Origin of the sequence: Myxococcus hansupus, from assembly GCF_000280925.3 — a bacterium.
In the GTDB taxonomy this organism is placed as follows: domain Bacteria; phylum Myxococcota; class Myxococcia; order Myxococcales; family Myxococcaceae; genus Myxococcus; species Myxococcus hansupus.
Window position 1 is genome coordinate 8961529 of record NZ_CP012109.1, and the last position, 10604, is coordinate 8972132.

The 10604-nt window shown below is 68.6% G+C and carries 7 protein-coding genes; 6 read left to right on the forward strand and 1 reads right to left on the reverse strand.

The genetic code is table 11. The features are described from left to right. The first annotated feature begins 43 nt into the window (after positions 1 to 43). A complete protein-coding gene (locus tag A176_RS35335) occupies positions 44 to 1162 on the forward strand; it encodes a glycosyl hydrolase (RefSeq protein ID WP_002634030.1) in 1119 nt (372 codons plus the stop codon). A gap of 36 nt (positions 1163 to 1198) precedes the next feature. Here the strand turns inward: A176_RS35335 and A176_RS35340 are convergent, their stop codons facing one another. Beyond that, on the reverse strand, positions 1199 to 1858 hold the full coding sequence (locus A176_RS35340) for an SDR family oxidoreductase (RefSeq protein WP_002634029.1): 660 nt from the start codon (positions 1856 to 1858) through the stop codon (positions 1199 to 1201). Between the two features lie 233 nt (positions 1859 to 2091). Between A176_RS35340 and A176_RS35345 the strand changes: the two genes are divergently transcribed. The 5 genes from A176_RS35345 to A176_RS35365 all read left to right on the forward strand — a co-directional run bounded on the left by A176_RS35345 (position 2092) and on the right by A176_RS35365 (position 10593). After that, a complete protein-coding gene (locus A176_RS35345; protein WP_002634028.1) occupies positions 2092 to 2634 on the forward strand; it encodes a TIGR02265 family protein in 543 nt (180 codons plus the stop codon). Between the two features lie 36 nt (positions 2635 to 2670). Continuing rightward, complete coding sequence (locus tag A176_RS35350; protein WP_002634027.1) at positions 2671 to 3342, forward strand: exopolysaccharide biosynthesis protein; 672 nt, start codon at positions 2671 to 2673, stop codon at positions 3340 to 3342. A gap of 138 nt (positions 3343 to 3480) precedes the next feature. Next, complete coding sequence (locus tag A176_RS40935; protein ID WP_193409823.1) at positions 3481 to 7011, forward strand: serine/threonine-protein kinase; 3531 nt, start codon at positions 3481 to 3483, stop codon at positions 7009 to 7011. Further along, on the forward strand, positions 7008 to 7877 hold the full coding sequence (locus A176_RS35360; RefSeq protein WP_002634024.1) for a class I SAM-dependent methyltransferase: 870 nt from the start codon (positions 7008 to 7010) through the stop codon (positions 7875 to 7877). The genes A176_RS40935 and A176_RS35360 overlap by 4 nt, the downstream gene beginning before the upstream one ends. Before the next feature lie 250 nt (positions 7878 to 8127). Further along, positions 8128 to 10593, forward strand: coding sequence for a hypothetical protein (locus tag A176_RS35365; protein WP_002634023.1), 2466 nt, complete (start codon positions 8128 to 8130; stop codon positions 10591 to 10593). Positions 10594 to 10604: the final 11 nt, after the last annotated feature.

A 10604-nucleotide genomic window follows, 5' to 3' on the forward strand; every position in this document is an offset into this window, starting at 1 on the left:
CATTCTGGGCGCCGCCGTATGCGTCACGGCCCTGCTCCTCAACTTGAGTCCCACGGCAGCCCAGGCCCAGGTCTCCCGGACGCTGAGCACCCCGTTCCCCTCACCGCAGGCGCGGAAGGTCTTCGACCTGTTGGTGACGCTGGAGAACAACAGCCGCAACGGCGTCTCCAAGCAGACCATCATGGGCCAGCACTGCGAGGCGCAGAAGGAGCGCTACGCAGGCGAGTACTGGGTGCGCGTGGGCGAAATCGCGGGGCGCCGGCCGGGCTTCGTGGAGTTCGACTTCGGGCCGGGCAACTACGGGCCCACGTACCAGGCGCCCTACGTGGACACGTCTGTCGGCTTCGCTCGCGACCGCTTCCTCTTCGGCGAGGGCATCGTTGGCTTCAGCTTCCACCAGTCCTATCCCGGCGCGTCCGTGAAGAGCTGGGAGAACAACTTCCGGCAGCCGTGGATGGATTACAACTGGTTCGGCCGCGTCATCAACTGGCAGGCGAACACGGCGGAGTACCGCGCGCTCCTGTCGGACCTGTCCTTCGCGGCGGACAAGCTCGCCATCCTGAAGCAGCTCAACGTGCCGGTGCTGTACCGCCCGTTCCACGAGATGAACAAGCGCCCCAACGCGTCGCCGTTCTGGTGGTCCAACCAGGACCCCGCCCAGTACAGACAACTCTGGGTCATCATGCATGACTACCTGGTGAGGACGCGGGGGCTCGACAACCTCATCTTCGTCTGGTCGCCGTACGAGTGGGACGGCACCTACGGCGGTGACCCGTGGAACTACTACCCGGGCGATGACCGCGTGGACGTGGTCGCGGTGGACATCTACCACGGCAATCCCTACTTCCCGGGCCAGTTCTACACGGACCTGGGCGCGCGCTACCGCAAGCCGCGCATGCTCGCGGAGACCGACAAGCTCCCGGTGCGCTGGGGCGACAGCCGCTACGCCACCGTGTCTGAGATTGACGCGCGGCCCTGGGTGCTCTGGTCCGTGTGGGGCGACACGCTGCTCTACAACGTGGGCACCACCACGCCGAACGACTGGAACGTGTCGAACAACCACAAGGCCATCCGCGACAGCTACAGCTACCACGACGGCAGCATCTGGCGCGTGCTCACCGGCGGCGCCAACCCCACGTACAACTGGGGCTCTCTGCGCTGACGCCTGTGCACCGCGGGCCCTGGGCGCGAAGACGGCTCAGGCGCCCGCGGCGGCGACCTCGGCCCAGAGGGTGTCTCCCTCCAGCACTTGATTCAGGGGCGCGCGCCGCTCGGCGACGCGCAGGAGCACTGCGGCGAGCTGGTCCAGGTGGATGGGGCGCATGCCGCGAAGCAGTGGCAGGCGCGTGAGCGCGCGCAGCACGGGGCTGATGTGGTGGTACTCGCCCTCGAAGGCGGGCGGGCGGACAATGGTCCACGGGATGCCGCTCTCGCGCACCAACCGCTCCGCCTCCGCCTTGGCCTTGAGGTAGGCCCCCACCGGGCGGCCCGCGCCCACCGAGCTGAGCAGCACCAGGTGGTCCACGCCCAAGCTCTTCGCCGCGTGCACCAGATTCCGCGTGGTGCCGATGTCGCTCGTCTCGTAGGTGTCCCCTGAGCCGAAGCGCTTGCGCATGGTGCCGATGAGCTGAAGCACCGTGGTCACCCCCGCGCCGCGAAGTTGCTCCACCAGTTCGTCGACGCGCGCTATCTCGACCACCGCCTTGTGGGGCCACGCTTGGGCCAGCTCGCTGCTCGCGCTCTTGGGGCGCAGGTGCGCCGTCGCGGGAACGCCGCGCGCAATCGCCTGGCGCATCACGTTGCGGCCCGTGGCGCCCGTGGCGCCCGCGACGAAGAGGTGACGGGGGGACATGTTCATGGCGGGCTCCGGCGAAGTCAGAAGGCGGTCGAGGTGCCGTGATGTCGTGCCCACGCACATGACGCGGGCTGTCGGCTCTTCACCACACCGCGTCGCGCGCGCCCAGCGCCGAATGGCACGGCGTGTTGAATGCGCTACGCGCTCGGGACACCCGCCGGAGTGTTGATAAGTCATCGCACCCGGGGGACCCGCCGGGTTGAGGACCTGTCCTCCAAACGATACATTGCCGCGGCTTGGAAAAACCTGAACCCCTTGTATTCCAGCAGAGCTTCCAGGGTCTGATTCGCGCATTGGGCGACGACCTGGACGACACGTGTGCGGGCCGGCTGCGGGACGCGGGGCTCGACACGCGGGGCTCGCTCGCCCTGGCCTATCCCCTGGAGGTCTGGGTCGCCGCGCTGAAGGTGGCGGCGGCCACCCTGGCCCCGGAGTCGCCGTTGGACGAGGCCGCCGCGGTGGTGGGGAAGCGCTTCGTGGAGGGCTTCAGCTCCACGCTCATCGGCAACGCGCTCCTGGGCACCGTCCGGCTGCTGGGCCCGCAGCGCATGCTGGCGCGGATGACGCGCAACCTGCGCACGGGCACCAACTACCTGGAAACACACATGGAGCAGTTGGGGCCCACCCGGTATGCCCTCACCTGCCGGCCCGTGGTGGTGGCGGGCTTCTACGTGGGGCTCTTCCTGGCGGGCCTGGAGGCCAGTGGCGCCCGCAATCCCGCCGTCCAGATTGTCCGCAGGGAGGGCGAGGAGGCGGTGTACGACATCGCTTGGGGGTGAGCATCAGGGGGGAGGGCGTGCTAGTGACGGCCTGAAATGTCCACGCCTTCGTCGAACCCTTCGTCCTCGTCCGCGAGCTTCTCCGACACCCAGGTCCAGCTCTCCGCCACGCTCCGCGCCCTGTCCTCGCGGCTGCCCGAATCCCTGACGGTGCGCGAGCTGATGCAGGCGTGTGGCGAGCAGGGCCTCCTGCTCTTCTGCTGCATCCTGACCTTCCCCTTCCTGCTGCCCGTGTCGATTCCGGGCGTGTCCACGGTGTTCGGCCTCCTCATCGTCCTCATCGGCGTGGGCGTGACGTTCAACCGGACCCCCTGGCTGCCCCGCAAGCTGCTGGACAAGACGCTGCTGCGCACCAACCTGGCGCCGGCGTTGGACAAGGGCGCGGAGGTCTTCACGAAGTACGTGGACCGGCTGAGCAAGCCGCGGCTGCTGGTCCTCACGCACGGTAGCAGCACCAACCGTTTCAACGGCTTCATGCTGTTCTTCGCCGGCGTGCTGCTGATGATGCCCTTCGGGCTGATTCCCTTCAGCAACACGCTTCCGGCGCTCGCCGCGCTCTTCTTCGCCATCGGCATCCTGCAGCGCGACGGCTACTTCATCCTCATGGGGCACGGCATGACGGTGGGCACGCTCACCTACTTCACCGTCCTCATCTACGGCGCGGTGCAGGGCGGCCGCAGCCTGGCCAGCGTCTTCGGCGGGGGCTGAGCCCGCACGTGGGTGCGGGCTGACCTGCCGCCCGGGTTGACCTTATTTGCCCGGTGAGCCGGGCATTACGGCCCGTCTGGAATCCGTCCTACCGTCCCCGGGCGTTCTCGTTATCATCCGTCCGGGCGGCCCCCCCCGATGCGGCAATACCCTCTCGAAACCCAGCCCCGGCTGGAGGATGCGGCGCGTCGCCACGCGGAAGGCGAGGTCGTGGGCGGCCGTTACCGCATCCTCGACTTCCTCGGTCGGGGCGGGGCGGGCACCGTCTGGCGCGCGCAGGACCTGCTCGCGGGCCCGGTGGCCGTGAAGCGGCTGCACCAGACGCTGGAGGACCTGGCGCGCCTGCCCGAGGGCGAGAACACGCCGTCCTCCATGGCCCGGCACGAGCTGGCGCTGTCGCTGGCGCACGAGTTCCAGACGCTCGCCTCGGTCCGCCATCCGCACGTCATCAGCGTGTTGGACTACGGCTTCGACGCGGAGCACCGGCCGTATCTGGCCATGGACCTGCTGGAGGACGCGCAGCACCTGGTGAAGGCGGGCACGGGCCAGCCGCTGCGCGTGCAGGTGGGCCTCTTGGTCCAGACGCTGCTGGCGCTGGCGTACCTGCACCGGCGCGGCATCATCCACCGCGACCTCAAGCCGGCGAACGTGCTGGTGGCCCATGGCCAGGTGAAGGTGCTGGATTTCGGGCTGGCGGTGGGGCGCGAGCATGTCCACCGCGCGCAGCCGGGCGGCACGCCGGGTTACCTCGCGCCGGAGCTGTTCGAGGACCAGCCGCCCTCCGAGGTGACGGACCTCTTCAGCGTGGGCGCCATGGCCAGCCAGATGATGTTCGGCCGGCTGCCGCATGCGGGGCAGGTGCCCGCGCCGCCGGACTTCCCGCCCGAGCTCAAGGCGGCGCTGGAGCGGTTGGTGTCTCCGGACCCTCGGGAGCGGCCGCGTGGCGCCGACGCGGTGATTGCGGAGCTCTGCGCCGCCACGGGTGAGCCGGTGCCGCCCGAGTCCGCCGCCACGCGGGAGAGCTTCCTTCAGGCCGCGCGCTATGTGGGCCGGGTGGAGGAGCTGTCGCGTCTGTCCGCCGTGCTGGAGGCGGCCATGGTGGGCCGCGGAGGCGCGTGGCTGGTGGGCGGCGAGAGCGGCGTGGGCAAGTCGCGGCTCCTGGAGGAGCTGCGCGCGCTGGCGCTGGTGAAGGGCGCGGTGGTGCTGCGAGGCCAGGGCGTGGCGGCGGGTGGCAGCCCCTACCAGGAATGGCGCCCGGTGCTGCGCTGGCTGTCCATCCTCACCCCGCTGGACGAGCGCGAGGCCAGCGTCCTCAAGCCGCTGGTGCCGGACATCGAGTCGCTGCTGGGCCACCCCGTGGCCGACCCGGCCGAGGTGGGCGCGGACATGGTGCAGGCGCGCTTGCTCCAGGTGGTGGAGGACGTCTTCGCGCGGCTGACGCAGCCCGTGGTGGTGGTGCTGGAGGACCTGCACTGGGCGGGGGGCGAGTCGCTGCACCTGCTCGCGCGGCTGGCCACGCGCGCGCCCACGTTGAGCCTGCTGCTCCTGGGGAGCTTCCGCGACGACGAGGCGCCCGCGTTGCCCTCGGCGCTGCCGGACTTGTCGCTGCTGCGGCTGCCCCGGCTGGGGGCTCGGGAAGTCTCCCTGCTCAGCGAGTCCATGATGGGCGCGCCGGGGAGCCGGCCGCACCTGGTGGAGCTGCTGCTGCGCGAGACGGAGGGCAACCCGTTCTTCCTGGTGGAGGTGGTGCGCGCGCTGGCGGAGGAGGCGGGCGGGTTGGACCGGCTGGGCGACATGGCGCTGCCCGAGCGCGTCTTCGCGGGCGGCGTGCGCCGGCTGGTGCAACGGCGCCTGGAGAAGGTGCCCGTGGCGGCGCGGGAGCTGCTCCGGGTGGCGGCCATCGTCGGACGGCAGGTGGATGTGCCGCTGTTGCGGCATGCCGTGCCCGGCGTGGACGTGGAGGGCTGGCTCACGGACTGCGAGGCGGCCGCCGTGCTGGACGTGGCGGACGACCACTGGCGCTTCGCGCACGACAAGCTGCGCGAAGGCGTCCTGGACGAGCTGCCCGCCGACGCTCGGCCCGAACTGCACCGGCGCGCCGCGCTGGCGATGGAGGCCGCGCACGGGCAGCGGCCGGAGTGGGCCTCCGCGCTGGCCTACCACTGGGGCATGGCCGGGGACGCGCTGCGCGAGGCGTCGCATGCGCGGCGCGCGGGCGAGGATGCGCTGCGCGTGGGCGCCTGTCAGGAGGCGCTGTCGTTCCTGACGCGGGCGCTGGAACGCGTGTCCGGGGCCGGCGGTGATGCGATGTCGCTGGGGCACCTGGAGGCGCTGCTCGCGGAGACGCGCTTTCAGCTCGGGGAGCTTCAGGCGTTCCGGTCTCATGCGGAGCGAGCGCTGAAGCACTTCGGCTGGCCGGTGCCCACCACGCGCATGGGGTGGGCGCTGGGGACGGTGGGGCAGGGCGTGCTGCGGCTGGCGCAGAGCTCTCGGCCGGAGGATTACGACGAGGAGACGGAGGACCGGCGGCGGGTGCGGCGCGTGGCGGGGCGGCTGCTGATGCGGCTGCTCGACGCGTTCATCTACGCGCACCAGGCGCTCCCGGTGCTCTGGTCCGGATTGCGCGCGTTGAACCTGTGCGAGCCCGCGGGGGCTTCGCCGGAGCTGGCGCGGGGCTACACGAGCATGGCGGTGGTGGTGGGCACGCTGCCCATCCGCGCGGTGGCGGAGACGTGGGTCCGCCGCGCGCTGGAGGTGGCCGAAAGCGTGGGCAGCCCCGCGGACCTGGCCTTCGTGCTGTGCCGCAACGCCGTGTACGGGGCGTACGTGGCGCGGTGGGCGGAGGCGGAGGCGTGGCTGGAGCGGGCCATTGGCATCGTCGACTCCGTGGGCGACTTGCGGCTGGCGGAGGAGTGCCGCGCGCTCCTCACGGTGGTGTCGTGCTACCAGGGGAAGTTCGCGCGGGGCCTGCCGTTGATGGCGTGGCTGAAGCACTCGGCGCGGCGGCGTGGCGCGCTCCAGACGCAGCATTGGGCGTTGCACTACCAGGCGCACATCCACCTGCGGCTGGGGGCGCTCGACAAGGCGCGCGCCGCGCTGGAAGAGACGCTGGCGTGGACGGAGTCGCAGGGCGGCCAGACGGACCGCATCATCGTGGAAGGGACGTTGGCGCTGCTGCGGCTGCGCGAGGGCGACGCGGCGGGGGCTCGCGAGGCGGCGGAGCAGGCCCTGGCGAAGATGTCGGCCGGCAAGCCGGTGGCGCACTTCGTGTACTTCGGCGTCGTGACGGTGGCCGAGGTGCTGCTGACGCTGTGGGAGCAGGGCGCGGACGCTTCGCTGGTCGCGAGCGCCAAGGCTGCGCGGCGAGAGGCGGATGTCTTCGCCAGGGTGTTTCCCTTTGGCGAAGCCGCGGCTCGGCTGTGGCGCGGGAGCGAGGCGTGGCTGGAAGGGGATGCCACGCGGGCCTTCGAGTCGTGGCGCCGGTGCATCACCGTGGCGTCGAAGAAGGGACAGGCCTTCGAGGAGGCGCACGCGAGGTTGTCCCTGGCGCGGCATCTGCCTTCGGAGGACCCCGCGCGGTGGGGGCACCAGCAACGCGCGGTGGAGCTGTTTACCCGTCTGGGCATGCGTGATGAGCTGGCCCGGGCGGAGGCCATCGCGAGCCGATGAACGGCGTGCAAGCACGGGATGTGGCATCGCTGGCGTGTCCGGCCTGTGGCGGGACGCTGGTGTTCCACGGGCGCGAGGCGCACGGGTGCCTCCGCGAAGGGTGGCTGCGGTGCGGCGGCTGCGGCGAGGCGTGGCGTGTGGAGCGCGGCATGGCCCGGCTGTACCGAGAGGACACGGTGCGCGGCACGGACCGGCTGATGCGCGTCATCTACGACGGGCTGCCGGTGCTGCATGACCCGCTGACCACGTTGCTGACGCCGCTGTTCCAATCGGTCTCGGAAGCGCGGATGCGCGCGGGGTACATGCGGCGGCTGGAGCTCGCTTCGCTGGTTCCGCACGAGGACGGGAGCCCGGTGCGGGTGTTGGAGGTTGGCGTGGGGTCCGGGGCGAACCTGCCGCTCATCCGGGATGGCCTGCCGTCAGGGCTCGATGTGGAAGTGTGGGGCGTGGACCTGAGCGAGGGCATGCTCAAGCACTGTCGGCGGCGGCTGAAGGCCGGTGATTACTCGGGTGTGCGGTTGATGATGGCGGATGCGCACACGCTGCCGTTTCCGGACGCGTCGTTCGACCGGGTGTTGCACGTGGGCGGCATCGGTGGCTACCGGGAGCCCGCGCAGGCCCTGGCCGAGATGGCCCGGGTGGCGAAGCCAGGGACGCCGCTGGTGGTGGTGGACGAGCAGATGGACCCAGCCTTCCGGCCCTCGCTGTTCCAACGTGCCGCGTTCCGGGCGATTACGTTCTACTCGAGCGACCCGCACTGTCCCCGTGAGCTGTTGCCCACTGGCGCGGTCGATGTCCGCGAGGAACAGGTGGCGCCGTTCTATTACTGTCTGTCGTTCCGGATGCCAGGCGCGCATGCCGGTTGAGATGTCCTGTGCGACACCTGCTTCAGTGGCTCGACCGCATGCCCTGAGCTCGTTCACGAGAGAATGCAGACGCGGGCAGGGTCTCAAGGGCAAACTGCTTCTAGAAACTCAACGTCAGGTGTGCCCGGGGGCTCGGGGGCTCATCGTGAATGTTGTTTGATGGGCAGGGTTCATGTGTCTGATTGAGTGGCCGGTGCTCCTGTGATCGACACTCCTGTCGCCCACCCGCGGGCGTTCAGGAGGATGACGAATGTCCAAGCCAGAGTTCGAGCTTCACTTGGGGGGAGGCCTCTATCTCGACAGTCAGGGAAACATCCGACAGGGCGCCCCGCCTCCCAAGTCCGTGCCCGTCTTCGAAGTGCCTTTCCAGTTGCCCCTGGAGCCGAGCAAGCTCAAGGACACGGTGGCCAAAGTCGAGAAGGCGCTGAAATCCGTCACGAAAGACCCGGAGGTCATCGCGATGTTCGCGCGGTTTGGATATGCATCCAAGCTGCTCGATGTGCTTTCCGCTGTCACGAAGGTGGCCGCGATGATTGCGCCCGTTCTGAGCGTCGCAGCCTTCGCCTATGACATCCTGAAGCTATTCGGTCTCTTCAAGAGCACGCCTTCCTCATTCGAGAAGAAGGTCATGGAGGCCGTGGCGGAAATCACCGACACGCAGCGGGTCATCTTCGCGCATATCACTGAAACCCATGTGACTGGGGCGCACAGCCGAATCTCGACATGGGTCGCAGGTGTGATGGACTACTTCACGTCCCTGCAGAACAGCCACCCGAGCCTTCAGGACTTGAAGGACGAGTACAACAAGCTCGAGTCCACGCAGGAAGAGCGGTCCGGAGACGTCCAGTGGTTGTTGACGGACCTCACCTGGCGCATCCTCTTCCCTCGGGCTGATTATTCCCGGGTGTGGGGATTCATGAGTGACCTGGTCCACACGATGCCCGCGGCCGCCGGTCAACCGCCGGTGAAGACGCCGTTCCCGGCCAACAACAGCCTCGTATTCGACCATCGCCTGATGACGCCGCTGGTCTTGTTTGCCAGCGAGGCATACCTCACCGCCATCCGGGCAATTCGCCCGGAGCACCGCGTGATTGGGACCTTCCACAACAAGTTGCTGCTCATGGCGGACGCGCTGGAGCGTTGCGCGCAGCAGATGCGCTCCGATGGACTGGGGCGCACGGTCTACGCCCCAAGCCACTTCACCAGGGTCCGCGCCAGCGACGTCATCCCCGGCCGGCCGTTCACCGGGGCGCCGGTCATCTCTCCTCGCTGCAGTCGCTGGCCCGTTGGCGCCCTCGACTTGCGGCGGCACAGCGATTCCTACTTCAACACGTTCCTGAACGACCTCTCCCTGGCTGAGACACGCGGCAATGTGACGTCCAGTCGTTTCGGTGGACTCGATTTTCGCTGGATACCGCCCGCGGTGCTCGGGGAGCACCAAGAGCCTTGGGGATGGGAGATCCTGAACCCGGACGAATGCGCGGCCGCCGCCAATGCACAGTCCGAGGCAGACTATGCCGAGTTGCTGGCGACCAGCGGATATGTCGAGTTGCTTCGGGTGGTCGCTCTGTTGCGCAACGAGGCGACGGAGCCTTCCTCCAGCATGACCGCGTCACAGAAGCGGATGAGTCTCTTTCGTGCACCCCTCCCGGCGGAGTCCGTGGCGATCAAGAGCGGCGGCTCCGGTTGGGTCAAGGAGACGGTCGGCACGGGAAAGCGGGAGTCACAGAACTGGGGGGCGACGCTCGCCCTGGGCACGCAGCCCCTGAATCGTGCCTATCCCCTCAAATACAATATCGTGCTGCGAACGCTGGTGGCTGGCGCTTCCTATGAAGATTACTATCGAACGTCTTATGTGCCCGAGCCTGACCGTCCGAGTGCATTGGCGTTGGCCATCGACACGGTGCCCGGCGTCTTGCTCGACGAGTTCTACATCTTCAAGAACGTCGAGAGTCCGCGGGAAGCGGTCGGCCTGCACGACCGCCAGCGGGTGATGACCGCGGCGACATTCGATTGGTGGATTCAAGTTGCTACTCCGTTCTCGCTCGACAATGACTTTCTTGAGACGGCCGTCGAGCTGGGCACGTTAGGGTTTATCGCTCCAGTGGGAGGCGGTTCGGCCGGAGACCGGCTACCAGATGGCACCCCTGGCACGGGCGCCTCGGTGGGCATGGCGTCCTGGCTTCCTGGTGGGCTGCCGAACGACGTCATCGGGACGCACACCCCCTTCATCGGCTGGAAGCCAGGGGTGGCGGAGCTGGATGGGCAGCGTCGCGAACCGAAGGTGGTCCCTGTCACCGTGAAGTATCGAATCGATTGGCTGGGCGACGATCTGCGAATGGAGTTTCGAAACGTCCCGCAGGACCGCAACTACGTGGTGCATGTCGTGCTGGAGGAGTTCCTGCCACGAACGGGCAAATGGCTGCATACGGCGATTCCCGTTCCAATCAATGGCTGCCTGACCTTCATTCCCCAGCGCTTCTTCGAGGAGGAAGCCAAGGCTGTCGCGAACGCGGGCCAAGCCATCGCAGTGTTCTACAAACGCCAGTTCGTGGATGTTGCCGTCGGGCGCCCTCCGCCAGATCCGAAGTTCGACCCGATTCGTCCGGGCGATCTCGTCAGTCTCAATCAGGTCGTTTCACTGGGACAATCGCTTGAGCGCCTCGGCTTCACTCTGGAAATGCAGGAGAGGGATGGGGGCCCTGGCGAGGGGTAGGGGCGGTCGCT